Origin of the sequence: Pseudoalteromonas luteoviolacea, from assembly GCF_001750165.1 — a bacterium.
Lineage (GTDB): Bacteria > Pseudomonadota > Gammaproteobacteria > Enterobacterales > Alteromonadaceae > Pseudoalteromonas > Pseudoalteromonas luteoviolacea_G.
Genome location: NZ_CP015411.1, coordinates 4,782,922 through 4,808,973 on the forward strand (window position 1 = coordinate 4,782,922; position 26,052 = coordinate 4,808,973).

Genomic DNA, 26,052 nt, shown 5'->3' on the forward strand with positions numbered 1-26,052 from the left:
CAAACTGGTCAGATGTGTTATGTATATATTTATCATTCGCGAACTTGATGACTCAAATGCAAATTCACTTTATCGAAGGCTACATTCAACAGATCTACTTGGTTGAATATCCAGATCGGTTACTCCTACTTGATGGCTGTACACGCGCAGATGTTGACGTGGTATGTGACTATATCCGTAATCAACTTTCAAGATCATTATCCGATCTCAAACTGATCGTCGTCACACATATGCATCCAGATCATGCTGGCGGGGCCCATATTTTAAGAGCGCGCACAGGCGCTAAAATAGCCACGGCCAACATTGACGGTCACTGGTATAGCGGTATTGACGGTATTTTAATGCATTGGTCCGATATTTTTCTTGCCCTATGGGTTGCAGGACGAAAAAACAAAGCACGTAAAAACTTATGGTATGACAGGAAGCTCCAAGCAGATTATTACCTATCTGATAAAGAGTTCCTGCCGGAATTTTCGCAGTGGCAAGTGCTACACACTCCAGGACACACTGACAGAGATCTTTCTCTATATAACCAGACCACACAACAGCTGTATGTGGCCGATCTCTTTGTCAAAGTCAAAGGTCAATGTATACCGCCTTACCCAGTTTTCTACCCCAATCGCTATCGCAATTCATTACAACGGATCAAAGAGATCAAACCCACACATATTATTTTGGCTCACCAAGGGGAGCTCCCCTTCAATGAAATCGACTTTACACGTTTAGAGCAATTAGCGCCGACAGTGCCAGTAACACACTGGCGCTCTATAAAGGCTAAAACCAAAAAAGCACTCGGATTAAATAACTGACTTTACGACACGAATGAACTGCTCAATCTCAATCTCGGTATTATAAATATGAGGTGAAACGCGCAAACCATATCGCCTCGAATCCACTGCAATATTATGCTCAGTCAAAACAGTCAAGCATTGCTTGAGATTGTCTCCGGTATTGATAATCACAGTGCCTGAGCACAAGTCAGCATCGGTTGGTGAAATACAATATTGTGGCAGTGCCTGCCATATGTGTTCTAGCAACTGTAGATTGTGCTCGCGGATCTTGGAAACGCCAAAACGTCCTAATCTTTCAATGCTATTGGCCGCCATAATATAAGGTGCAACTGAAGGTGTGCCGCCCCAAAAGCGCAATGCCGTTTCATGTGCTGCAAAATGATGAATATCAAACTCAAATGGGTTTTGGTGGGAAAACCAACCCACGTCTTTTGGTTGGCACTCAGCCAAAGATGCAGAAGGCACCCAAATAAACCCAGCCCCAGGGCCACCGCACAACCACTTTACACAAGACCCAATGACACAATCAGCTTGCCATGCGGACAAATCTACCGACAATATGCCAGCAGATTGCGCAATATCCACAACCACTTTACAGCCCCATTGTTTCGCCATTGGGATAATGTCTGAAACGGGCGCTAGCTGACCGGTGTTAGAGTAAACATGACTGACAAATACCAAATCGTAGTGTTGATTTAAATGCGCTTGCCAACTAGCAATATCACTCATGTCTTGGCCCATCGGAATAAAACATAGCTCAACGTCATCCAGTGCTTGTTGTAATACAAACCCCATACTCGGAAAATCTTCTTCGCTAAGCAACACCCGTACCCGCCTGTTTTGAAATGATGCTTGGCTCATTAACCATTTTGTCAAGCCACTCGACAAGTTAGACTGAGGACAAAAATTATCCGCATGGCTATTGAATAACTGCGCCAATGCCTGATTAAACTGCATTACACCTTCCAACCATTGTGCCCAAGGCTCGCGATTTTGCTGCTGCCACGGAGTAACAAACTGCTCAGTAAAATACGCAGGTGCCGTTTTAAGCATTCTCCCAACAGAATGACTCAATAAATAAGTGCCCTGTGGCATAAAAAAGTCATCAGCTTGCATGGTCTACCTCAGCGTTTTTCAAAGACTGACGTAATCTGTTTAAATCAACATATCGCGTCTCAAGATCAGTGCGTTTCGCAGCGGCTCTTTTATCTCGTAAGGTTTCAAGCTGGCCTAATAGCACTTGTAGCGGTGGCCCGCTGGCAGTCACTTTATCGAGATGTTGATTAGCTAAGTTTTTAGCTGGGCCACAGATGTATTTTTCTACTAATTGATTGTGGTGCTGAATGGCCGTATCGCCGTGTAATTTGCACGCTTGTAAAAACACTTTCAGTGATTCTTGATACCAATTTTCATGGCTATGTTGCTGCGCGTCCAAAAATGCATCGAGCAAATTTGGCAATCGCATACACTCTTTTAGTGTCGCCTGATCTTCTGGCATCATATAAAGCAGCTTTTCAACTAAGATTTGCGCATAATCGACGTCATTTGCCTGACATAACCCCAACATCATATCGATGACATTGATCCCTGCAAAGTCTCCCGCATTTGCACCTCGGTAGATCTCTTTACCCACTCGATAAGGTTTGTAGTATGGCCTCACAACATAGAAAAATGAGGCCGTGTCTAATTGTTGAAACAGCGCCTGATTTGACTTAATGACATCCACTAACGCGCGTTTCACCTCTTCCAGCAACATCGGTGCCATAGGGTGTGAAATCCCCAGCGGCTGTACTTTTAACAACGCCTCTGCGGCACGCTTATAAGCCAAAATACCACGGGTGTTATAGTCGATAAAAAGCTTCTCTGCCGGATCGCTGGTAAACCGCTTGTATATACCATTAATTGCCGTATTGTGTGTTGTTAGATGTGCTGTTGCAAATCTTGGCGTCACACCTATAGATGAACCAATATGCATTGCTAGTGCCGAAGCCGCTTTTAAAGGGGATTGTCGCTCTCTACTTGGCTCTGTCAACTCATGACGACGACATGAAGCCATGTACAAGCCAACATTACCAAGTAGGTCAAACGCATTATCAAAGCCCTCGTCGGTATTACCCTCTTTAAGTAAAGCTTCAATATAATGTTGGCCCTGCAACAGCAACTGCTGTTTTGTTTCATCACCAACCCCTTCCACGTTGGCCGGATCATCTTGCTCACGATAGAGTGCCTCTAACTTATCGTTCAGCATGACAAACTCAGTTCTTATCCAGTCATCAAAGTTTTTTGTTTTTTTTGTCATGATTTAAATCCTGAAAAGTGCATTAATGACAGGCTAACAAAACATCAGAAGGGATATTTGCCAATTATTTATTAATCGTTAAACTCAATTAGTGGAATATCGACTTTAAACGCAAAAAAATAGCAGAATTAACTAATATGCCTGACATTGATAATAAAGATAGAATTTTACTCAGCGCATTACAGCAAAATGCCCGCCTGAGTAATGCCGCACTTGCAGAGCAAGCTAGTTTATCTGATACCCCCTGCTTACGCCGAGTAAAAAAACTTCAGCAAGATGGCGTGATTTTGGGGTATCATGCCGATATATCGCCGCCAGCTGTCGGCTATTCTGTGCTTGTTTACGCATTTATTCGATTGACTAAAAACTCAGTAAAAGCAGCAGAAAGCTTCGAAAATCATGTCGATGCACTGCTACAAGTCAGAAGCTGCTCCGTCGTATCAGGTAGCCACGACTACTTGTTGGAAATCCTCGCTGAGGATTTACCTAGTTATGAGCACTTTGTTAAACATAGCCTCGCCTCTTTAGAGTTTATTGCAGCTGTTGAATCAACCATTGTGTTGAAGCAGACCTTTAACAAACGCGGAGTGCCACTATGAATTTTAAAGGCATTTAACTTATGCACATTCAGTTCCGCTCGCCACTGCATCATGCTTTTGCCTATATCGGCTTAGCACTGGGTTATTTTGGCTTTGGGAAACTCTTCACGCTTATCGCATTTCAAGACCAAGTCCTGCCCATTTGGCTGCCTGCAGGCATTGCCCTAGTCGGTTGTTTTTTATGGGGGTGGCGCTTTGCACCAGCCATATTTATTGCGTCAGTCTTGTTTAATTGGACCACCTACTTTGGACTGCAAACACACATCGCGCATTACAGCGACATTATCCAAGTGACGGTGGTTGCATTAGGCGCGGTTATACAGGGCTTATTCGGTGGATATTTAATGCGGTTATGGCTTGGCGACCCGCTATTGATGCGTTCAAGAAAGAATATTGCCTACTATGTTCTTTTGGTTGGCATATTTGCCAATGTCACGTCAGCCAATATCGGTATGCTCGCTTTGAGCCTGTTTAATCCACAATATGCTTTTTCACAGCACTGGCAAAATGTCATTGCTTGGTGGCTGGGTGACAGCTTGGGCATTTTAATTTTTACGCCTTTGCTACTGATGCTTTTAAACTTGACCGTGTTTACTCCGCGCGGCTACCAGCATAAACGGATTTTATTTGCGACCTGTTCAATTCTATTTATTTCTGCAACGTCAACCACTTACTTGTATAATCAAGGTAATTTAAAAGCCGCGCAAAGAGAAGCGCAACGCGAAGTCAATATCATCGAAAATGTGGTATTGCGGCACGTCAATCTCAGTATGCTTGCGGTACAAGGGGTTGCTGCCAAGTTGCAATCCCAACCTCAGTTTGATCACAGCAAATTTATGCAAATTGCACAGCAACAAAGGTCACGTTATCCATTTTTGTTTGCCGTTTCTTGGGGGCAGCGTATACCACAATCAGAGGCACATACCTTACAAAAAGAGCTCGATACGCTCTATCGCAAAGAAGTTTCATTGCATGGCCCATCGCTTAATGACACCGATCCCATGGTTGTGGTGAAATACGTCTCCCCACAAGCGGAGAACTTTGCCTCTTTAGGCTTCAATATTTACTCAAGAGCGAATCGTAAAGCTGCGTTAGAAGACCCTGAAATCATTTTGCAACCAAGAGCTACCAATGTTGTAAAACTGGTGCAGACTCAACCTGCGAAACCAGCCTATGTGCTATTTTCGCCTGTATTTCGCCACAACGACACACAACAACAAACGCTCAACGCCGATATCATAGGGTATGCCATTGGGGTGGTACAAACCGACGTTTTACTGACCTCTGTGCTCAAAATGACACAAGCCAACAACTACGATCTCGCCTTTTACGATGGTAACAGTGAAACGCCCTTTTTTAGCAATTATGATACTGCGCAAACCCCATATCATACAGATACTCACTACAGCACACAGATTCGCTTTGCAGGCCAAACCTGGCGCTTAACTTTAGCTATCAAAGACAGTTATATTAGCCACTTAAACCACCAGCAAACGATTTGGCTGTTAACACTGCAGTTGTGTATTTGCGCCCTGATCACCTTTATTGTATTGCTCTACAATTATCAAAATATCGCCCTCAACCACTTGGTTGCTGCGCGCACTGAATCACTCAATGTTGCCCTGCAAGATGCACAACAAGCTAATCAAGCTAAAAGCCGCTTTCTTGCCAATATGAGTCATGAGATCCGTACGCCACTCAACGCGGTGATCGGCTTCGCTTCTTTAACACAAACCTCACAGTCTTTAGAGGTAGTAAAAAAATATATTGAGCACATCAATATGTCTGCTAAAACCTTGTTAGGGCTGGTCAATGATATTCTCGATATTACTAAAATCGAGTCCAATAAACTACATATCGAACAGCACAATTTTGACTTACAAAAGCTGCTTGGGCATATGGACAACCTGTTTTCTAATAGTGCAAAAGAAAAGGGGTTAAGTTGGCGGATATACAGTAATGTCGATCATGCCGTTTGGCTCAAAGGCGATGAGCTGAGAATAGAACAAGTGCTGATCAACTTATGCAGTAATGCCATTAAATTTACTGAAAGTGGTCAAGTCAGTTTGCACTGCGAAGTGACGGAAAGTGAGTCTGATTATCGTGTACAGTTTAGTGTTTCCGACACGGGAATTGGCATTGATAAAGCGCACCTTGAACATATCTTTTCGCCTTTCGTACAAGCAGATAACTCTACTTCTCGGCGCTTTGGTGGTACCGGATTGGGTTTGGCAATCAGTAAGGAATTATCAGACAGAATGGACGGAAGTTTACGCGTAGATAGCCAAGTGGATATCGGTAGCCATTTCCACTTCTCACTTCGCTGCCCATTTGGCGAAGCCATCAGCCCGTCGCCACCTAAATTTGATGAAACGCACATTGCCAGGCTCTGTGTTTTGGTGGCCGAAGACAACCCTGTGAATCAAATCGTGATCAAGTCAATGTTAGAGTCATTTGGCGTAAAATACGAATTGGTTGCCAATGGTCAGCAAGCCATTGCAGCCGCCCAACAAGGTAAGTTTGACTTGATCTTGATGGACTGCCAAATGCCCATATTGGATGGCTATCAAGCCACTTCAACGCTCAGGCAGCAATTTGACCAACACACTTTACCCATCGTGGCTTTAACCGCAGATGTCATGCCTGAGGACAAAGCCTATGCGTTGGCCATTGGATTTAACAGCCACCTTGCAAAACCCCTTGATCGCGATAAGCTAGGAGCATGTCTGGCTCATTACGCTCAAATATGCTCAAAAGATTCATCGGCTTAATCTCAACCCTGTGGGTAGTCAGTGCAACAGCACAAGACTGCACAACACTGCCCGCAGATCATCAACAATACTTAGAAGGTATACAGACAGGCGAGTACCGTTATGCCAAGAATGTCGGCCCCGCCGCCCTAACGCTGACAAAAAATATGCCGTATGCTGATTACATCAATGCCACCAGAGCATTAATCTTACAGCGTAACAAACGTGCAGAGCTGCCCTGCCCATTGGCTTCTGTGGTGCCCGCCCAAGCGAAGCAAACTCAAGTCATTGATCATATCGCCCCTTACCAGTTGTTACATAGCAATCAAGACAAAGGCATCTTATTGATCCATGGTTTAACTGACTCTCCCTATATTTTTAATGCCATCGCGCAAGATTTATATCATCAAGGCTATAACGTTAGAACCGTGCTATTACCTGGTCACGGCACTGGAGCAGATGATTTAAGACGCGTGACCAATCGCGACTGGCAACGCCATGTACGCTATGCCATTGAACGTACCAGCCAAGATTTCAAACACTTTGCCATCATGGGGTTTTCCACTGGTGGCGCATTAGCAACCCTTGAGATTGAAAAGCGCACACCATCTAACCTAAAAGCCTTGACATTGGTAGCCCCTGCCACAGAGTCGCATAACAAAAACAGTTGGATGGCACAGTGGGTAGACTGGCTACCATTTATGAATTGGCTAGACGAAGATGCAGACCTTGATTTTGCCAAGTATGAGTCTTTCCCACTTGCCGCTGCGACTTTGGTACATAATGTCATGGTCGATATGATGCAAAGTAACGTGCCAGAAAATCTGCCCATCTTGACAATCATGAGTGATGTTGATGCCACCATAGTCAGCCAAGCCACATTGAATTTGCTCACGCGATGGGCAAAAACACATCGTGCCCCACTCGCATTAAGACTATATGCTAATAATCCCATTGAGCTTGACCAACGTATTACACTCACACGCATTGATAAGCTAGACAAGGTCATCGATATGTCTCACGTTGGTTTGCTCATACCACAAAATCACCCTTACTATGGTGAACAAGGCGCATATCGCCATTGCGGCAGCTATTTTGAAGATGCCACCGCCTATCAAACATGTAAATCAGCCGCGCAAATCATATTTGGCGAACACCACAGCACCAATAAATCCGCACATATGCCATTCGCGCGAGTGACTTTTAACCCTGATTACGCGGGCTTGGTTAAGCAATTGAGTGAGTTCTTAAATCATCATGTCCATTAAACCGTATCGCCATCAGTTTGTGACCAGCATTAACGCCATAGAGCAAGCACATTGGCAGCATTTGGCCGGTGATAGTTTATTTACTAATTATGCTTGGTTGTCAGCCCTTGAACTCAGCGGCAGTGTAAGCCGTCAAACAGGCTGGCAGCCTTATCATTTAGTGATATACCAGCACGACACCACACACCCAGTTGCCATTTTGCCTGGGTATATTAAAAGTCACTCATATGGAGAGTATGTATTTGATTGGGCATGGGCCGAAGCGTATGAGCGCCATAATCTAGATTACTATCCCAAGTGGTTATCCGGTGTACCATTTACGCCAGTCGTCGGTCCGCGACTTTTATGTGAAACGCCCACTGAAGCACTTTATCAATTCATTCAATCTGTACTCGATGACGAAGCTGCACAACAGGCTTGGTCAGGCTGGCATGTCAATTTCCCGCGCAATGAGGAGATTTGGTCTAGCACGCAGCTACTCGAGCGCCATGGGGTGCAATTCCATTGGCACAATCAGAATTATGCAAATTTTGATGCGTTTTTAGCGACGATGAAAGCACGTAAGCGCAAAATGATAAACAAAGAGCGAGATAAGGTTAAAAACACAGATCTCTCCATTGTCTGGCTTGATACGTCAAACATTAATAAAGATATCATCGATTTCTTTTATCAATGCTACTGTCATACCTACCGTAAACGCTCTGGACATAATGGCTACTTAACACGGGCCTTTTTCGAGCTGTTATTCAATGCCATCCCTGAGCAAGTAAAACTATGCTGTGCCTACCGGAAAAACGGCCAATCCGATACACAGGAATTGGTTGCTGCAAGCTTATATCTGCAAGACAACGATACATTATATGGTAGGTATTGGGGTGCATTAGAACATAGTGAGCACTTACACTTCGAGCTCTGTTACTACCAAGGGATCAACTATGCCATTGAACATAATCTGGCCCGATTTGATGCTGGTGCACAAGGAGAGCACAAACTCCTGAGAGGGTTTGAGCCGGTGTTTACGCGCTCATATCACACCATCTGCCACCCTTTATTCAGCCAAGCGATTGATGACTTTATCAATACCGAGCGCAGCCAAATTGCTCATTACGCACACCAGTGCAAGACACTACTGCCGTTCAAAACATAGTAGTCGGTTGTTGGCTGGCATTGCATGATCAGCCACCAATTTAAGATGTGCTGCTGCGGCCAGCTCCGTGATCCATTCAATATCACGGATCCCACTGTCTGGGTCACGAGACTTTAAAAATGCATCAAACTGGGCATTGCTTTGAGACGTAAATGCACCTTGGTAGTTAAATGGACCATAGATCACCACCTTGCCGTCACTCGCAAGGTGACGCTTAACACCTGCAAAAAAGCGCTCTACCAGTGCTTTAGAAACAATGTGCAACGTATTCGCCGTATAAATCACGGGCACCTGTGCCACGGGCCATTGCAGATTTAAATCAAGTACGAGGGGGAGACGTAAATTATCAAGCGCAGCTTCTTCACACCAACTGATAATTCCCGCATGATTACACGGCAGATCTGCGGTTTGCCAGACCACATGGGGAAGTGCTTTGGCAAAATGCACCGCATGTTGGCCAGTACCGGATCCAACTTCTAATACACTCCGTTTCTCACCGATGAAAGGCGCTAAATACGCTAAAATTGGCCCTTTATTATTTTCACATGCTTGCGAGTATGGCTTTGTCATTTTGCACCTAAATAGAACACTTCCGCGCCGAGTTGGCGCAATATGATTCTCATTTTGCAGTGAGTGACTCTGAATGTCTATTTACTACGCTGATAAATATGAATAAAAAAAATTTGGTATATGGTATGCAAAAAACATTGGTATTGACTATAAGTACCTAGTGTACCCGTTCAAAAACCCTGTATGGAGATACCAATATGAAGTATTCAAAAGTGACACATATGCCCAATCAAAGCTTAGGCCATATCCCTGAGCAAGAAACCGCTGAGTCCAAACAAACCTATCAACAAGAAGTCGCCGATATGCTCAGCAGTAAGGAGCAGGAAAAAGATCAAACCACAGAACAATTTATCTTGGGCTACAACTGACAATAACACCATCACTCCCAATCCGCATAAGGGTTGCCAATCTCCTATTTTAGTGTAATGATAATAATTATCGTTACACTAAAATATAATACGTCATGGTTACACCGCAAGTTCTATGTCAGTTTCAACCCCGCTTAGATACACAATGTCAACGCCCTTACTTAGATGCCCCTGTGCACGTGGCCAACTTTATCGAAGATGGATTCAAGCTGGCAAAATGGTATGAAAAAAAACCATGCGTGTTATTGCAAGAACTCTATTTACGACGTGTCTTTTTTGAATTGCTTAACCATATTGCAGATCCGCTTGTTCATCAGAGCTTTCGACAACAGTGCTTTGAGCAACTTCATAAACCGCTTCTAGCACTAAAACGTTTTTATAAAAAACAACATCGCTCTATGGCGCCTTTTTACCGCCTAGAACGCGAAGCTAGGATCATCAGCCACGAATTTAATCCTTTTAACTAGGAGTCAGTATGACCACTTACCGCACCGCATCTGATAGCATGGGTACTTTAGAAGTACCAGAAACCGCACTGTACCAAGCACAAACACAGCGCGCAGTGAATAACTTCCCAGTCAGCGACTTAACCATGCCAACCAGCTTTGTGCGTGCACTTGCTTATATCAAGCAAGCCGCAGCAGAAGCGAATGCGCAACTAGGTCATCTAGATCAAGATAAAGCCAAAGCGATTGCGGCGGCATGTCAACAAATCATTGATGGTGCTCATCTAGACCAATTCCCAGTCGACGTATTTCAAACCGGCTCTGGCACCAGTTCAAACATGAATGCCAATGAAGTGATCGCCACCCTTGCCAGCCTGCAAAGTGGCTTGAGTATCCACCCCAATGACGATGTGAACATGGGGCAGAGCTCTAATGATGTGATCCCAACGGCGATTCATGTCAGTAGTGCAACTTCTGCGGTCTATGAACTACTACCCGCGCTGAAACATTTATCACAAACTATTGAAAGAAAGAGCAAAGAAGTAGGCCATCATGTAAAAACAGGTCGTACACATTTGATGGATGCGATGCCTGTGACTTTTGCCCAAACACTCAGCAGTTGGCAACAACAAATTGACTCAGCGTACGAAGGCATTTTGTCATCTCTAGAAAAAGTGTACCAGTTGGGCCAAGGCGGCACAGCGGTAGGGACTGGTGTGAACGCAGACAAGCAATTTGCAGCATCATTTAATACTTACTTAAGCAGCAACGTCGGTATTCGCTTTAACCCGAGTCCAAACTTCTTCTACAACATTGGCTCACAAGATGCCATCGTGGCACTGTCTGGCCAATTAAAGACATTAGCAGTTGCCAATATGAAAATTGCCAATGATTTGCGTTGGATGAATTCAGGTCCATTGGCAGGATTGGCAGAGATTGAACTGCAAGCACTGCAACCTGGCTCTTCAATCATGCCAGGAAAAGTGAACCCAGTTATTCCTGAAGCGGCCGCAATGGTTAGCGCACAGGTGATCGGTAATGATGCCACAATCACGGTTGGTGGCCAGTCAGGTAACTTTGAGCTTAACGTTATGCTACCTGTGATTGCCTACAACATCTTGCAAAGCATTGAGCTGTTGGCAAACATCTCTCGTTTAATCGCTGATAAAGCCATCGCAACATTTAAGGTAAACGAAGAGAACATTCAACGTGCACTATCGCGTAACCCAATTTTAGTGACTGCGCTAAATCCGGTGATCGGCTATGAAAAAGCCGCAGCGATTGCAAAATTAGCCTACAAAGAAGGTCGTCCAATTATTGAAGTGGCTGCAGAGCACACAGATCTGAGTGAAGATGAGCTTAAAACACTGCTTGATCCACAAAAACTGACCGAGGGTGGTCTATAAGCAAAAAGCGCTCTAATCTTATACAGGGTTTGTGCAACACTCGCCTGAGGCTATTCAGCCATGATACAGGCGAGCTGTGGCCCACTAAATTAGGTCAGTTATCACTCAATTAGTTGCTCAACCCCTAGCGTGCCGCGCTTGTATCTCTGCACAAAGCACGGCACACTGTTAAAAAAAAACAGGATAGATTATGAACGCATTTAAGCTAACACTTGCTAGCCTATTGGTTATTTCAGGATGTTCCAGTACAGAGGCCGGCTCTGACACATCTCAGTCACAACAAGCGCAGCCACAAGTTGCAGAACAACCGGTTAAGCAAAATAAAAAACAACTGGCACCGGCGCAGCTACAAACTAAATCAGCGGTACGACATGATACCGGCCATGGCAAGCCCGCCCCGGCTAAAATGATCACCAAAGCGGAGCCCATTGCCCATTATAACGAGGATGAAATTTCTCAAGCTGGGATCCAAAATCAACACAAATATTTAAACTTCATTACCAAAGACAAAAGCTGTGACAGTAACAGCCAATGTTTGGCCATTCCTGTGGGTAGCCGCGCATGCGGTGGGCCTTCTAGCTACTTGTTATTCTCAACAAAAACCGCGGATCAAAACAAAGTTTACGAACTGGCTAAGAAACTCACCGATAGCGAGGCGCAGTACAATGCCAAACACGGCATGATCAGCATTTGTGAGCATTTACGTCAGCCAACAACTCAATGTGTTGAAAATACTTGTGTTACACTAGGTGGTACTAATAAATCACCAACTAGGGACTATCGATGAAGTGTAAACTCGGCATTGCTTTTGGTCTATCACTGATGTTTCTGACAGGCTGTGTAGCCACCGACTCAGGATCACAATCTGCCGCGGCCCATTCCGGCGATTCGCTTGAACAGATAATTGCAGACAAAGGGTGTGATGCCAGCTTTCAATGTAAAGTGATCCCTGTTGGAGAACGGTTGACTTGTGGCGGACCGAGCCGCTATCTGGTGTATTCGTCACGGAATGTGAATGAAGCAGACGTTGAACGCGCAGCGAAAGCCGTCACTTTAGCAGAGCAATCTGAAAACCAAAATAAAATTGCCAGCGAGATTTGCGAACCCGTATTACCGGTGCAAGCCTTGTGTATTAGCAATGAATGCCAATCCATCGTATTAAAATGACCTGATAGGCAGTGAGTATTTTCACTGCCTACCCCACCAAAAAGTGGTTCAGTAACAGCAATGGGACGACCAGCAAAACACACAACCCTGCCGATCCCAAATAAGACAATACCAAACGCTTTTTGATCCAATAACAATACATAAAGCGCAACAAATAAGTCGATGCTACGCCAAATAACGCAAACATCAACAATAACGACAATAGATAAAAAGACACTGACAACTCATACGCTTAGATACATAATTTTATCATAGCGGTACATTGTTAAATCTGCACCTAATTTTAATTGCTGCAACAAATCGTGGTCTGTAATGGCTACCAATGATTGCTTACGACCACTTTACCCATGGCTTGGCCGCTGGCCAAACGCGCATGCGCATTGCCCACTTGCGCAAAACTAAAATCGGATGCATCCAAAACAGGGCTGAGTTTACCTGCATCTACGATCTCAGCCATGCTCGCCAAAATATGGTGATGGTCCGCGCGTTTCACATTGTGAAGCATGGGAATAAGCATAAAGACCACATGCAAAGACAACCCTTTAAAATGCGCCACAGATAAATCAATCTCAGCCAGCGACACCGTCGTCGCAACCTGGCCGTTGAGCGCAGCCGCTTCAAACGAGTTCAATAAGTTTGCCCCGCCTACCGAGTCGTACACCACGTCAAAACCTGCCCCTTGCGTATGCGTTGCCACATAATCGGAGACCGATTCTGTTTGATAGTTTATTGGCGTCGCCCCCATACGTGTTATTAAATCAAGTTGATCCGGTTTAGAACCGGTTGCATACACCTCGGCACCAAAATGTGATGCTATCTGCACCGCTACATGCCCTACACCGCCGGCACCACCATGCACAAGTACGCGCTGACCTTGTGCAACACCCGCACGCACCAACCCTTCGTATGCGGTGATCCCAACTAATGGCAGTGCTGCGGCCTCACGCATGCTCAATGAAGTCGGTTTATGTGCAATTAGATTGGCATCGGCAATCATGTACTCAGCCAATGCCCCTGGCAAGTCAGCCAGTCCACCCGCGCAACCATAGACCTCATCACCGACACGAAAACTCTCCACTCCCTCGCCAATTGACTCAATCACACCAGCAAAGTCCATACCTAAAATCGCAGGAAGTTGAGGTGATAGTGGCAGTGCTGGTCCCATTTCACGGATCATCATATCTACCGTGTTAATACTGCTCGCCATAACCTTCACGCGAACCTGCCCTGCGCTGACTTCTGGCTTCGCCACTTCTGTTTGTGTAAATACGTCCGTACCGCCAAATTCATTGATGACCATTGCTTTCATGATTAAATCCTCGTTCAGTGAATACAAACAGTATATTTTTTAACTATACTTTTGATAATATCGATATAAATACAATCAGTTTTTAGATTTGATTGATAATGAACATTGCACATTTAAAGTTATTCACCCGAATCGCCGCCACGCATAACATTAGCCTAGCAGGTAAAGAACTCGGGCTCTCTGCGGCGGTTGCCAGCGCCCACATTAATAAGTTAGAAGAAACTCTGGAAACACAACTGCTCTATCGCACCACCCGCAAAGTGGCTTTAACGGAAGAAGGGCTGGCTTTTTTACCTCATGCAGAATCTGTACTAGAAAGTGTTGAAGTCGCTAAAGCCGCCATTGGTGCGGGAAGTCACACACCACAGGGGACATTGCGGATCACCGCGCCCGCCTCATTCGGAAGAATGCACATCGTGCCAGCATTGGCAGAATTTACACAGCGCTACCCAGAACTGAAGATAGATCTCCGTTTGAGTGACAGCATCGTTGATATGGTTGAAGGTGGTTTCGATGTGGCGATCCGCAATGCCGCACTGAGCGACTCTTCACTGATCGCCAGCAAGCTTGCCAGCGATAAGCGCATTTTATGTGCATCGCCTGAGTATATCGCCCAGCATGGTGCGCCCGAGTCGATTGAGCAGCTTAACACCCACCCCTTAATTAACTTAACCGGCATAGATCACTGGGTGTTTGAAGGTGGTACTCAGCACATCAAATTCAAACCCATCAGTGGTTTGCATATAGACAATGGCGAAGCCATTCGAGATGCCTGTATACGCGGTATGGGGATCACACTGTGCTCAATGTGGTGTGCCTATCAAGCACTACAAGAAGGCAAGTTGGTTCAGGTGTTAAAGGGGTCTCCCCTCGTAAACGACACCGCATTGTGGGCGGTCTACCCAAGCTCTCGCATGTTAGCCCCCAAAGTGCGGGTGTTTATTGATTACCTCAAAGCGTATATCGGAAAAGTCCCTTATTGGGACTAAACTGACTTCGCTTGTTGATGCAGTCGCTCTAAGGCCTCCATTAATTTAACCTGTACATCTTGATCCAAGGCACTTTGGTGAGGTGGACTAAATTCACCAATATCATTATCAAAATACAGTCCGCCCGCTTCATCAAAGCGCTCAGATAAAGCCGCTTCAACTAAAATATCTGCCCCCAGTTGCACGCTACTGCCTTGCATGCCATACGCTTCTTGTACCATTTTACTGCCTAAAAAAGACTTGGGATTCACCGCAACCACACACGGACCACTTGCTTTTAACTGTGCACCTAAACACATTGACCACATTGTCAGCGCCAATTTACTTTTTGCATACACCGCCCCCGATGAGAGGTTGCTGGGCACTAATAATTCACTGACCTCAAATGGTGACTGAGCCGCAGATGATAAGTTAATGATTCGCCCTTGTTCTGGCACTATGTCTAACAGTGCTTGCGTCAAGATGTAAGGCGCAATGGTGTTGACCATAAAGCGCATATCATACCCATCAGGAGTCAAGGTTTGTGCGGTTTTGAACACCCCAGCATTATTGATTAATACATCCAACTGAGCGTGCTCCACGCTGACAGCCTTTGCCAAAGCAAAGACCTGCGCCAAAATAGACAGATCCGCACAATATCCTGCAACACGCTCACTGCCAAAGCGCGTTGCTAGCTCGTCACACAATGCATTGAGCTTATCTTGGTTGCGACCATGCAATAACACATGATGCCCCTGCATCAACAAAGTAATTGCACAGGCTTTGCCAATGCCATCTGTCGATCCGGTAATTAAAATGGTTTTACTCATGCGCTCCCCTTTGCACGATAGCCGAGTCAAAAATATCTGCTTATCACTTTAATACACCTAACTCGTACTGATAATAGTGTATATTTTTAAATCAGTTTCAAAAATAAATTGATAATAGACTTCAAATCACGCTCAGAATCATTTTTTTACCCGTCACGTCATTATTTTTCGTGCGGTGACACAGATACAATTCCCGCGTTTGATACGCCAGTTTGATGTGGCTCTTTACTCAGCCACTCAATCACCAGTAGGTTAATAAACATAGCAATCAACCTATCGTAGTCATGGTAAATAGTGAGCAGTGACCCAAATGTGTCTTGCCAATGGCTCAGCACCACATGCACTATCGCGCCGATAAATAGTGGCGTTATGGCAGCTAAGCTTATTGCTACCGCGCGCACCATCCATTTTTTGTGCTGGTCGACTTGACCACGCACTATGTGCCAAACCGCGACTGAAAATGCCCCCACAATCGCGATACTCATCACAACCAATGAGACAAAGCGACCGCCAAGTTCATCAGGTGATAGCACAAGGTGTAACCATATCCCTGATAACGCCATCGCGCAGCCCGATATCACCGCAATGCGTCCAGCTCGCATATGCCAGCGCGGGTAGCGCATACGAAGACGAGGTGAAAACTGCCAAGGCATAGTCAAAAAGAAGGTCACCCCCGCCGTAGCATGGGTTAATATCGCAGCTGGGGCAGCCAAGTATTGAGGGTTTATGACATCAGCCATCCCAAAAACATCACTTTGCCCCAACAACACTAACGCAATAATGATGATGGCCGGTAAACCGGGGATCGCCATGATTAAAAGTAGGCCACTGACCACAGGCCAATTAAACGCGGTGGGTTGATTTTTTCTATGCATTATGTACTTACTTAATTCATCTGGTGAAGGATGCGATGATTATGTAAGATGATGAAATAAAGGTCGTCCTTGCTGATTGGGCAGGACAAAAACACCAAGAAAACCCAGTATAAACAATGTATCAAAACCTACTTATTATTTTGTTTTATATACTTATTTTTCTTGCAACAATAAGGTCATTGTCAAACAGATGATTGTTGAACAACCCGATCTATTTGCCCTCAATGTGGCCACGCTCTGTGTCATCATTTTCAGTGTGCATCAGCTAATTTTACGGGTACGAACATATCAGGTGTACTGTCCACTGGCAGTCTGTTTGCTCGCCATTGGGCTCATTGCCATGTTGCCCGTCAGCAAAGTATTACTCTCTATCGAGTGGCAAGTTATCAACCTTTTGATGTCATTGCCCGCTCTGTTATTGATTGCACCCAGCCTATGGCTATACACCAAAGCACTCACCAGTAATGCACCATGGCAGCTTTCACGTCATGATATTAAACACCTGCTCCCAGCATGTATTGGCTGCACGATTACATTCATCGCACTGTGTTTACCCACACACTATCAGCACGCAATTTTGGTCAACGACGATCTTGCATTGATTGAACAAGCCCCAGACCTGCTGCAAACATTAATCTATGGCTTATTGATCATCACGTTTATTGCTGTGCTCAGCTGGGTGCTGCAATCTGCTTGGTACTGCTACAAAATAATTAAACAGCTGCGTGATTATCATGCCAAACTCAAGGATGTCTTTGCATCAACCGAGCAAAAAGAACTACATTGGTTAGTTTGGTTATTAAGTTCAGTCGGCGGGGTATGGCTATTCATCGCCACTAATTTAGTGTTTGATAACCTGCTCACGCCAATTCCACTCAGCCCATATTTGCATGCCATCTTGATATTACTGCTCGTGTATAGTTTGTCACTATGGGGGTTAAGGCAAAAGCCTGGCTTTGCAGAGTGTTATGACGTTGATAAATCTCTATCAACTGAGCCTATGCCAAGCAGTGATGAAAAGTATCAGCGTTCGGCTTTAGATGCCCAGCAAGCACAAAGAATTGCCACCAAATTACAGCATGCCATGCAAGATGATAAGCTCTATTTAGACGCTGCTTTATCTTTGCCAAAGCTCGCGGCACATATTCAGGCGCCGAGCCATTACATCTCTCAAACCTTGAATGAAACACTGAATACCCGCTTTTTCGATTTCGTAAATCAACATCGTATCGATGCGGCAAAACACAGTCTCGAGGAAAGTAATGTAACCATTTTAGATGTGGCCATGTTGGTTGGCTTTAATTCTAAGTCTGCATTTTACACCGCCTTTAAAAAACACACCGGCATGACCCCCAGTGCCTATCGGCAACAAAACAGCACGGATTAGGGCTACTTCCAGCCCATCTTCCATACTTTAGGGTCTTTAAGTGTACGCCAATTAATGGCAATTTCGCGCTTCGTCATCAGCGCTTCAATCATGCACTCAATTACTTTGCCATCTTCATCAAACTCGACTGACGTGACCATAAAGTGTTTTTCTTTGTGCTCTGGACTAACTGATGTCCACTTACTGTGGAGCAATTTTTTAGGCGTGAGTGTATACTGCATAAAGTTGGTTTTGGATTGATTTAACGCTTAATACGTCAAAGTTATCATGCCAGATCAAAATAACAATTGGCATACCATTCACCCATGGTATGCCCATGAAAGGTTAACGTACAGACTGACTCACTGTGTATTCGGCGATTAACTTATCCATCATTTGCGCCGCTCTGGCAATGTCTGTGGCAGCAATGTTGATTTGCTCCGCCCCGCTGACATTCTCAGTGGCTTTTTGGAATATCCCATTGATGTTTTTACTCACTTCATCAATGGCATTACTTTGCTGTTGAGTATTACTCGACACAGACTCGGTCACCAATTCAACTTGTTGAGCCTGTTCAACAATTTGCTCAAGGGCACGCTTTATTTCTTCTGCACGCTGCGCCGCTTCAAGCGCATTCTCTTTGCCTTGTGTAATGACATCAGATGCCTCTGAGGAGCTGGTTTGTAACTCACTCACTAACGCGGATATTTCTTCCGTCGACTTCTGAGTGCGACTGGCAAGGCTGCGCACCTCATCGGCCACCACTGCAAAACCCCGCCCTTGCTCACCTGCACGGGCCGCTTCAATGGCGGCATTCAACGCTAACAAATTAGTCTGCTCTGCAATGCTTTTTATCATTTCAACCATGGAAGAAATACTGCCGACCCGCTCATTCAGTGCGTCAACCGATTGTGCAGAGCGTGCCATATCATCTGAGGCCTGCTGTATCACTTGTACTGCATCGGCCACCACTTGCTGGCCTTGTAATGACTCTTGGGTGACCGTTTTTGCTGCCGCCGCATTTTCGTTCATAGAATTGGCGATCACTTGAATGTTGGCACTCATTTGCTCAGAGGCGGACGCAATTGTTTGAATGCCAGATTGCTGGCTCACTAAATTTTCTTGGCTTTGCTGAATGGCCGTTGCCGTTTCTTGCGACGCGTTAGCAATGCTGGAAGACACCCGCGCAAACTCAATCAAATCGTCTTCAAATTGGCGGGTTAATTTGTTGATATTATTTGCAGATTTTCCCAACTCATCTTTAGAAATCACACCAATCTCATGGCCGAGGTTTTTATTTAACATGGCAATGTCTATGCCTTCAGCAATTTTTGCTGACTGACGGCGACGCAGTCGGATCGCAAAAAACAATGCCGCTGTGATCACCAAGCCGACGACTAAAATAATCAACTCAATGACCAATACCCACACCGCGTGCTGCTGAATTTTAATGGCTGTTTCATCCACCAAGTTTAGTGCTTTTTCTTCCGCTTCTTTCAGTGCGTTAATGCGATCTGTAGCGGCTTTGAACCAGCTCTCCGCATCCAGGCCAAAATTGTCATTTTTACTTTCAACACCACTGCGATAACGGGCCACTTCACGAAAGGCACTGCCACTCAGTGCCTGTTCCAAGATGCGTTTCATTGCGAGAGGAGAGGCTTCAAGGGCTTCTTCTAAATACACATCTTGCTTAGTCATCAGTGCCACATGTTTGGTTTTGAGTGCTGGCGTAAAACTATCTCGACTCAGGACATTAGATAAAACGGCGCGTTCAATACCCGAGGATTCTTTGGCGCTAGAAAAGTTGTAGATGGCCACTAATTCGGTGGCGATGGTGTGATCGCTGCTCAGCCGCGATGCGGTGATCACCATATGCAGCGCTTTAAGATTAATGTCCGTGTAAAACTTCAGCGCTTCTGGCAGCGAAATAGACAAGGCATCGACACGGCTGCGGATTTGCGACAGGTTAACAAACATGCGCTCAAATTCGGCCAGCTCTTTGGCCATTTCTGGGATCAAGTCCCACTGCAGTTTTTCCTGTTTGAGTTTGGCGATCAAATTGTCTGTTTGTGTGCGCTGCTGGCGCAAGTTGTCTTTAAACTTTGCACCTTTAGAGCCGATGAAGCCAGCTGAGGCTCCGCGCTCTTTTTGCGTTTCGTGAATAACACTCAATACCATATGGCTCAAAAACGCATTGTACTCTGCATCATAGGCGTCATTCATCCGTTTAGCCGACATGGATACATCGTAAAAAATCACTGCGCCCAAGAGCAAACATGGTAGTAATACAACGGTCGTCATATGGCTTGAAACCAATCGAGCAATTGCTTGTAACATCACTGCACCACTATTTTTCTTAAACATTTTTTTTACGAATTAAACTATAGTACAGCTCACCCAATTGCAAAATTATTTATTTTCACGTCATATCCAAATGAAAATTAAAGAATTTATAAAAAGACGCCAAAAATACCGATAAAAGGTAAAAAAGTGTATTTATAGCAATAATTTGAATGAGATAACCATAAATTTTGTCGCACTGATAAGCCACCAAGAAAATAGTAGTAAAAGCGCGTTATCACACGCTTTTACTACTGCTCAACCATCTTTCGCGACAATTAACGCCCTTCCAAGATTTTTGCTTTGATCCATGCCCCAGCTTCTTTAAGTTCGGAGTCAGCAAAATTTTGCGACGCGCAACTCCCCACTTTAAATGCCGCACCACTGAGTGGGTCGTCTGAGTAATTCCAGTTAGTCCAGCTGATTTTTTTCCTAGCCATCAAATCAATATATTTCTGCGAACTTACGAAGTCATTTGCACCGCCACCGGTGTAATGCTGCGTACCAAACTCACTGACAAACACGGGGAAAATATCCGACGCTCTATCGAGCATATTACGGTGGTAATCCGTGTGTGCGGCGGCGTAAAAATGGAAGGTATACATGATGTTGTCAAATGGTACAGGATCGTTTATCACGTCTTGTAAATCGCCATCTGACATGGATGCACCAAATGTAGACCAGCCATGAGTCCCCACCATGATCAATGCATTAGGCTGAATATTACGGATCACCGGGATCACTTGCTCAGCGTAGTGACGTACCGCAGACCAAGGTACACCATTGGGTTCATTGGCAATATCATAGATGAGGTTATTACGGTGCTTATGTTTGGTGACAATTTCGGTGAAAAACGTTTTAGCCGCCTCCACATTATAGTTTGGATCACCTGGGTCTAGTTGGTGCCAGTCCACTAACACATAGAGTCCACGCGCACTCGCCATCTCAATAAGTGTATGCATTTGATTAGTAAACCCAACTGGATCAGTCTCATACCCGCCCTCTTGAACGTATAAACTCAATCGCAACACATCGGCTTGCCAATCATAACTCAGTACATCTAAGCTTTTGTCCGTCAGACATTTGCCCAGACCATGCCACTGTAATCCGTGGCTACTCATACCCCGTAATTGAATGCGCTGATTTGCTTCACTACACAGGCCCGTGCCACACACCTGTAAACGGCCATACTTTTCAACCGGAGTGATATGGGTACCTGTGTCACAGCGGCCCAAATATTGCCATGCTGAACCAGTTCCAGGCTCAGAACTTGTCCACCACTTTGCTTGATAAAGTGTATTGTTATACACCAATTTATCGCCAGCACCAGCATGACTTGGTTGCCCTTGCCAATTTTTCTGTGGCCAATCTGGATATGTATTTACGGCGCTGCAATCAGCAGCATAAACCTGACTTGCTATCAGCCCTACCGCCAGTGAGACTGCACTCAAATAGTGTTTTTTCATCTCTTTCACCTTTACATGTTGTTTACATAGTTGTTCCTGATAGAGATATAGAGGTTACCAATCTAAATGGCTATTATTTTTCACTAAGTTGATCGTAAAGTATTAAAAATGGTTTGAAATGTGCTGAAAATCGCTACTGACACCCTATTCTGCTATCGCATTATCTGGGTCTTTAACCAGCCGCACCTAACATGAAACATAAAAAACAATAAAATCATGTGGTTAAGAATTATTAACCAATTGTTTTATGGGTTTTATCAACTCGCACGTTCTTATTTATATGATGAATTCAAATTAAATAAAATGAGTAACTTACGATCTGCCAACTACCCAAGAATGAGTAAATTAAGAACTTCAACATCGAGCGTTCACGATCAGTTAGATAAGAAAATCATGGCGCAATCACCATTTGAGAACAAAGCCAATTATGGCCAGTTTCTGCGCTATCAATATTACTTAATGGATTACGTGGCTGGGCTATATCAAAATTCGCAACTTGCTGACATGATCCCGGACTTACAAAATAGAGATCGATGCGCACAACTGATACAAGACTTTCAAGATTTGGGCATGGCACAACCAGAGCCGTTACCAACACACTCACATCTTGATGCATCCCTGTTCGAGAGCCTAGGCTGGCTATATGTTATTGAAGGGTCAAAACTTGGAGCCGCCATATTAGCCAAAGAAGCTGAAAAGTTAGGCTTAAATAGTGAGTTTGGCGCTCGATTTTTAGCGGGCTCAAACCAAGGTGCTCACTGGCGTCAATTTATGCAAGGTGTTGAAGAAGCACCGCTAAGTGAGCCACAAGTACAAGCGATGCTCGAAGGTGCACAAGCGGCGTTTAAGTTTGCGAATGAACTTGTTGAGCTGAGTTATGCACAATCAGAAGATGCTCATGTCGCGTAACATTCGTCAAAACCTAGTGAAATATACCTACCTATTCGGTGGCATTATTTCACTTGGACTTGCATTCATTGGCGCGATTTTGCCAATCATGCCAACCACGGTTTTTCTGATCATCGCACTTTGGTGTTTTTCAAAGTCCTCTGCTCGACTTGAGCACTGGCTGCTAACACACCCCAGATTCGGCCATATACTGAGGAATTGGCAACGATATCAAGTTGTACCAAAACCCGCCAAGTACTTTGCAGCAGCAGGGATGAGTGCCAGCCTAATAATATCTGGCTTGCTGTTTTCTTTTGGTTGGTTACAAATCGCTTTATTTTTGCTGTTTGCCTTTATCTGCAACTACTTGTTTGCCAAGCCCAGCTGTCCAAACGCACAAGGCAATGCTCAGCAAGAGAAGCGTTTAAATATTGTGCTCAGCACGGTTTCTTGTTTATTACTGTGCTACTGGTTTTTCGTTGAGTATTCACCAGCCATCTACTAAAACATTAGCCACCTCAGCTATTCAACTACACCCTCACTCCCTCCTTGGCCCGGAGATAAACAAACAAAACACAGTCAACATGTTATCTTGTCATAAAAATATCGTTCTACTTTTATAACGCGTTACAATTCATCGCCATGACTGAGGTTTAATATGACAAGGAGCGAAGTATGCTACGGTATAGTCTGATTTTATTCATTTTGTGTTTCACAGCGAAAGCAAACGCCAATATAGAGCATATAAGTGCTGATCAAGTACTTGGTTTAAATCAGCACGAAACGCCAATTTACAGAAGCAATACCACGCCTACCATTGTTACCTTTTGGGCTTCATGGTGCCCATACTGTAAACAATTACTACCATTACTAGAGGGGTTACAACGCAAATTAGGTCACGATAAAATTAGCGTGATTGTTGTTAACACCAGAGAGGAAGGCAACCTAAGTCAAACAAAAAGAACATACAAGAGTTTATTGAAACAATTTGAAAAGCGCGGACTACAAGTCACTTTTGTTTTCGACAAAAAGCATACTCTTTATAGGAAGTTAAAAAAACCCGGGTTACCTTTCACCCTCGTTATAGATCAGCAAGGCCAAGTTACTTACACCCAAGCGGGATATAGCGAACGAACAGCCCAACCAATGCTTAAAGCCATTGAGAAAGTATTGACCAGTAATACGTCACTCGAAGATAAAGGATAACAATACGCGCATGGTTGTCAGAATAAATCCACCTAGTTTCTGAAAACCCTGCCACTTATCTCGGTTTCAAGGTATTCATACATTGTAAAAAATTAAATAATTAATATTGTACTAGGGCTCAACTTATGGCTAAAGGAACACATCATTAGATAATTATTACTGCCTAATTTATAAAAATAACAAAGGCCACTTCCCATCAATATAAACACGCTTTTAAATAGCAATTTTCTAAACTTTTCAATACTTTTAGTATCAAATCACCACAGATGCAACCTATATTCAAAGGCCAATCTCGATATCAAAATCAACCGTCTTTACTTAATTTTTATCGTGATAATTCACACTTTAAACCCTGCAAATTTTTTACTCTGCCAACTTTTATCTTAGACACATTAAGCTTGCTCCAATACTTTATTAATGGTACTGTTAATGATAATTATTTACATTTATGCACTACAGTAAGGAACAAACGGTGTCAAATTCCGCTGGTATAGATCTGTTTATTCGCGATAATCAATTTTGGCTGGTGAGGTTCTTACAGAACAAGCTGAAACTGCACTCGCATCACGATGCACAAGATTTATCTCAGGACACCTTTATCAGGGCCCTGACTTCATCGACCGATCTACTCGAGGTCAAAGAGCCTCGCGCTTATTTAGCCACCATTGCAAACCGCTTAATCATAGATAAAGCGCGTCGAAAACGCATCGAACAGGCTTATATCGAGGCGCAAAGTGAGTTGCCACAAGCGCAAGCCCCCTCTTGTGAAATCGTTTTAGAAACGATGCAAAGACTAGAAGCCCTTTCTCGTTTACTCGAAGGTCTCGCGGATAAACCTAGACGCGCGTTTTTAATGGCGCGTTTAGATGGTATGAAATATAAAGAAATCGCCACTGCGCTTGATGTCTCCGAAAGCATGGTACAAAAGTATATTGCTCAAACGCTCTTACATTGCCACAGCCAGTTGATGGATTAAGTCCCAGAGATCACTATGTCGGCACAAAACTCTAGCTACCAACATAAACTCAAACAAGCCGCAGATTGGTGTGCCTTATTACATTCGGACGCGCCAACTGACGAAGATATTCAAGCACATCATCAATGGCTAAACTTACACCCAGACAATCAAAAAGCATATGATGAATTAACTGCGTTGTGGGGTGAGTTCAATACACCCGATACGGGGTTAAATGGGCGCGTTTTAAATAACGTGTTAGATAACAAGCCACCAAAGCGTCATGGTGCAGCAAAAGCGTTTCTCAGTATCGCCTTATTTTCGGGATTTGGTTTGTTATTAAACCATCTTGGTTTTAGCGGTATCACCGCTGATCACTATACCCTCAAAGGACAAACTCAAACGATTACACTTCAAGATGGCAGTGTGATAACCCTAAATGCACAAACGCAAATTGATGTAGAATTCAATGACCAAAACCGCCTAATTCGCCTACATCAAGGTGAAGTGCATATAGACGCAACCACCAACCCATCATGGCCTTTAGTCGTTCAAACACAGGACACCAGCGCAACCGCACTAGGTACAAGCTTCTCGGTCAAAGCACGCGGACAAGATACTTACGTCGTCGTCACAGAATCCAAAGTAAAACTGTGCTATTTGCCACAAAATAACTGTGTAACAGGCAAGCAAGGCGAAGCCATGGAAGTAGAAGATAGATACTTAACAGGCCCTTACCCAACCAACCCGAGTATCCGCTTAGCTTGGTTAAACCATCGATTGGTTGCCAATGATATTAGTCTCACCGTGTTATTAGAATCACTCGAGGCACATTATCCGGGCATCTTAATGTATCAAAGCACTGAGCTCAGCCATATTCGTGTTTCTGGTGTATACCCGACTGACAATATCGAACTCGCAATGAAAATGTTGGCATCAGATCCAACCATAAAACATCAATCAGTGGCCAATCACCTCCACTTTATCTCATTGAAATAATTGAGATAATCCAAAAACTAAAAAAAATTCCGAATTTTT

Annotated in this window: 26 protein-coding genes; 17 read left to right on the top strand and 9 right to left on the bottom strand. The window is 44.3% G+C overall.

The window, feature by feature from the left end; genetic code table 11:
* The first annotated feature begins 56 nt into the window (after positions 1 to 56).
* Positions 57 to 809, top strand: a complete 753-nt coding sequence (locus S4054249_RS20330) for an MBL fold metallo-hydrolase (RefSeq protein ID WP_046354958.1) — start codon at positions 57 to 59, stop codon at positions 807 to 809.
* Here S4054249_RS20330 and S4054249_RS20335 read toward each other — a convergent pair.
* Both S4054249_RS20335 and S4054249_RS20340 read right to left on the bottom strand, forming a co-directional pair.
* On the bottom strand, positions 798 to 1,907 hold the full coding sequence (locus S4054249_RS20335) for an aminotransferase class V-fold PLP-dependent enzyme (protein ID WP_046354900.1): 1,110 nt from the start codon (positions 1,905 to 1,907) through the stop codon (positions 798 to 800). The two genes, S4054249_RS20330 and S4054249_RS20335, sit on opposite strands and share 12 nt — an antisense overlap.
* Positions 1,897 to 3,090: a PrnB family protein gene (locus S4054249_RS20340; protein ID WP_046354899.1), complete on the bottom strand. Its 1,194-nt coding sequence runs from the start codon at positions 3,088 to 3,090 to the stop codon at positions 1,897 to 1,899. The genes S4054249_RS20335 and S4054249_RS20340 overlap by 11 nt, the downstream gene beginning before the upstream one ends.
* Positions 3,091 to 3,227: 137 nt before the next feature.
* Here S4054249_RS20340 and S4054249_RS20345 point away from each other — a divergent pair, with 137 nt between their 5' ends.
* From S4054249_RS20345 to S4054249_RS20360, 4 genes are read left to right on the top strand one after another with little or no spacing between them, the layout of a single operon-like run.
* Positions 3,228 to 3,689 carry an Lrp/AsnC family transcriptional regulator gene (locus tag S4054249_RS20345; RefSeq protein ID WP_046354898.1) on the top strand — a complete coding sequence of 154 codons (462 nt, stop codon included), beginning with the start codon at positions 3,228 to 3,230 and terminating at the stop codon, positions 3,687 to 3,689.
* Positions 3,690 to 3,709: 20 nt separating this feature from the next.
* A complete protein-coding gene (locus tag S4054249_RS20350) occupies positions 3,710 to 6,460 on the top strand; it encodes an ATP-binding protein (RefSeq protein ID WP_046354897.1) in 2,751 nt (916 codons plus the stop codon).
* On the top strand, positions 6,436 to 7,707 hold the full coding sequence (locus S4054249_RS20355; RefSeq protein WP_046354896.1) for an alpha/beta hydrolase: 1,272 nt from the start codon (positions 6,436 to 6,438) through the stop codon (positions 7,705 to 7,707). Before S4054249_RS20350 ends, S4054249_RS20355 begins: the two co-directional genes overlap by 25 nt.
* The gene (locus S4054249_RS20360) at positions 7,703 to 8,854 is read left to right on the top strand and encodes a GNAT family N-acetyltransferase (protein ID WP_145925093.1); all 1,152 of its coding nucleotides are present in this window, start codon (positions 7,703 to 7,705) and stop codon (positions 8,852 to 8,854) included. The genes S4054249_RS20355 and S4054249_RS20360 overlap by 5 nt, the downstream gene beginning before the upstream one ends.
* On the opposite strand, the gene S4054249_RS20365 is transcribed toward S4054249_RS20360, so the two are convergent.
* Entirely contained in the window at positions 8,834 to 9,424 is a 591-nt protein-coding gene (locus tag S4054249_RS20365) for a DUF938 domain-containing protein (protein WP_046354894.1), read from the bottom strand. The two genes, S4054249_RS20360 and S4054249_RS20365, sit on opposite strands and share 21 nt — an antisense overlap.
* Positions 9,425 to 9,621: 197 nt before the next feature.
* Here S4054249_RS20365 and S4054249_RS26670 point away from each other — a divergent pair, with 197 nt between their 5' ends.
* From S4054249_RS26670 to S4054249_RS20385, 5 genes are all read left to right on the top strand, one after another.
* Positions 9,622 to 9,792 (top strand): hypothetical protein, encoded by a 171-nt coding sequence (locus S4054249_RS26670; protein ID WP_155401346.1) that lies wholly within the window; start codon positions 9,622 to 9,624, stop codon positions 9,790 to 9,792.
* Positions 9,793 to 9,887: 95 nt separating this feature from the next.
* Positions 9,888 to 10,259, top strand: a complete 372-nt coding sequence (locus S4054249_RS20370; RefSeq protein ID WP_046354893.1) for a hypothetical protein — start codon at positions 9,888 to 9,890, stop codon at positions 10,257 to 10,259.
* A gap of 8 nt (positions 10,260 to 10,267) precedes the next feature.
* A complete protein-coding gene (locus S4054249_RS20375; protein ID WP_046354892.1) occupies positions 10,268 to 11,644 on the top strand; it encodes a class II fumarate hydratase in 1,377 nt (458 codons plus the stop codon).
* 190 nt (positions 11,645 to 11,834) lie between these two features.
* Positions 11,835 to 12,431, top strand: coding sequence for a hypothetical protein (locus tag S4054249_RS20380; RefSeq protein WP_052960878.1), 597 nt, complete (start codon positions 11,835 to 11,837; stop codon positions 12,429 to 12,431).
* Positions 12,428 to 12,811 carry a hypothetical protein gene (locus tag S4054249_RS20385; RefSeq protein WP_046354891.1) on the top strand — a complete coding sequence of 128 codons (384 nt, stop codon included), beginning with the start codon at positions 12,428 to 12,430 and terminating at the stop codon, positions 12,809 to 12,811. Before S4054249_RS20380 ends, S4054249_RS20385 begins: the two co-directional genes overlap by 4 nt.
* Before the next feature lie 316 nt (positions 12,812 to 13,127).
* On the opposite strand, the gene S4054249_RS20390 is transcribed toward S4054249_RS20385, so the two are convergent.
* Positions 13,128 to 14,120, bottom strand: coding sequence for a zinc-dependent alcohol dehydrogenase family protein (locus S4054249_RS20390; RefSeq protein WP_046354890.1), 993 nt, complete (start codon positions 14,118 to 14,120; stop codon positions 13,128 to 13,130).
* Positions 14,121 to 14,218: 98 nt separating this feature from the next.
* Here S4054249_RS20390 and S4054249_RS20395 point away from each other — a divergent pair, with 98 nt between their 5' ends.
* The gene (locus S4054249_RS20395; RefSeq protein ID WP_046354889.1) at positions 14,219 to 15,109 is read left to right on the top strand and encodes a LysR family transcriptional regulator; all 891 of its coding nucleotides are present in this window, start codon (positions 14,219 to 14,221) and stop codon (positions 15,107 to 15,109) included.
* Here S4054249_RS20395 and S4054249_RS20400 read toward each other — a convergent pair.
* Both S4054249_RS20400 and S4054249_RS20405 read right to left on the bottom strand, forming a co-directional pair.
* Entirely contained in the window at positions 15,106 to 15,918 is an 813-nt protein-coding gene (locus S4054249_RS20400) for an SDR family NAD(P)-dependent oxidoreductase (protein ID WP_046354888.1), read from the bottom strand. The genes S4054249_RS20395 and S4054249_RS20400 overlap by 4 nt on opposite strands.
* A 161-nt stretch (positions 15,919 to 16,079) precedes the next feature.
* Entirely contained in the window at positions 16,080 to 16,793 is a 714-nt protein-coding gene (locus tag S4054249_RS20405) for a DUF2306 domain-containing protein (RefSeq protein ID WP_046354887.1), read from the bottom strand.
* Positions 16,794 to 16,983: 190 nt separating this feature from the next.
* On the opposite strand from S4054249_RS20405, the gene S4054249_RS20410 reads away from it, so the two are divergent.
* Positions 16,984 to 18,180, top strand: a complete 1,197-nt coding sequence (locus S4054249_RS20410) for a helix-turn-helix domain-containing protein (protein WP_052960877.1) — start codon at positions 16,984 to 16,986, stop codon at positions 18,178 to 18,180.
* Positions 18,181 to 18,182: 2 nt separating this feature from the next.
* Here the strand turns inward: S4054249_RS20410 and S4054249_RS20415 are convergent, their stop codons facing one another.
* The 3 genes from S4054249_RS20415 to S4054249_RS20425 form a co-directional block, all read right to left on the bottom strand.
* Positions 18,183 to 18,401, bottom strand: coding sequence for a TIGR02450 family Trp-rich protein (locus S4054249_RS20415; protein WP_046354886.1), 219 nt, complete (start codon positions 18,399 to 18,401; stop codon positions 18,183 to 18,185).
* A gap of 103 nt (positions 18,402 to 18,504) precedes the next feature.
* Entirely contained in the window at positions 18,505 to 20,523 is a 2,019-nt protein-coding gene (locus S4054249_RS20420) for a methyl-accepting chemotaxis protein (protein WP_230851892.1), read from the bottom strand.
* A gap of 254 nt (positions 20,524 to 20,777) precedes the next feature.
* Positions 20,778 to 21,965, bottom strand: a complete 1,188-nt coding sequence (locus tag S4054249_RS20425) for a cellulase family glycosylhydrolase (protein WP_046354885.1) — start codon at positions 21,963 to 21,965, stop codon at positions 20,778 to 20,780.
* Between the two features lie 216 nt (positions 21,966 to 22,181).
* Between S4054249_RS20425 and S4054249_RS20430 the strand changes: the two genes are divergently transcribed.
* From S4054249_RS20430 to S4054249_RS20450, 5 genes are all read left to right on the top strand, one after another.
* On the top strand, positions 22,182 to 22,874 hold the full coding sequence (locus S4054249_RS20430; RefSeq protein WP_052960876.1) for a biliverdin-producing heme oxygenase: 693 nt from the start codon (positions 22,182 to 22,184) through the stop codon (positions 22,872 to 22,874).
* Positions 22,864 to 23,358 (top strand): YbaN family protein, encoded by a 495-nt coding sequence (locus S4054249_RS20435; protein ID WP_052960875.1) that lies wholly within the window; start codon positions 22,864 to 22,866, stop codon positions 23,356 to 23,358. The genes S4054249_RS20430 and S4054249_RS20435 overlap by 11 nt, the downstream gene beginning before the upstream one ends.
* Before the next feature lie 170 nt (positions 23,359 to 23,528).
* The gene (locus tag S4054249_RS20440) at positions 23,529 to 24,059 is read left to right on the top strand and encodes a TlpA disulfide reductase family protein (protein WP_046354884.1); all 531 of its coding nucleotides are present in this window, start codon (positions 23,529 to 23,531) and stop codon (positions 24,057 to 24,059) included.
* 472 nt (positions 24,060 to 24,531) lie between these two features.
* Entirely contained in the window at positions 24,532 to 25,035 is a 504-nt protein-coding gene (locus S4054249_RS20445) for a sigma-70 family RNA polymerase sigma factor (protein ID WP_052960874.1), read from the top strand.
* 15 nt (positions 25,036 to 25,050) lie between these two features.
* Complete coding sequence (locus tag S4054249_RS20450; protein WP_046354882.1) at positions 25,051 to 26,013, top strand: FecR family protein; 963 nt, start codon at positions 25,051 to 25,053, stop codon at positions 26,011 to 26,013.
* The last annotated feature ends 39 nt before the right edge of the window (positions 26,014 to 26,052 follow it).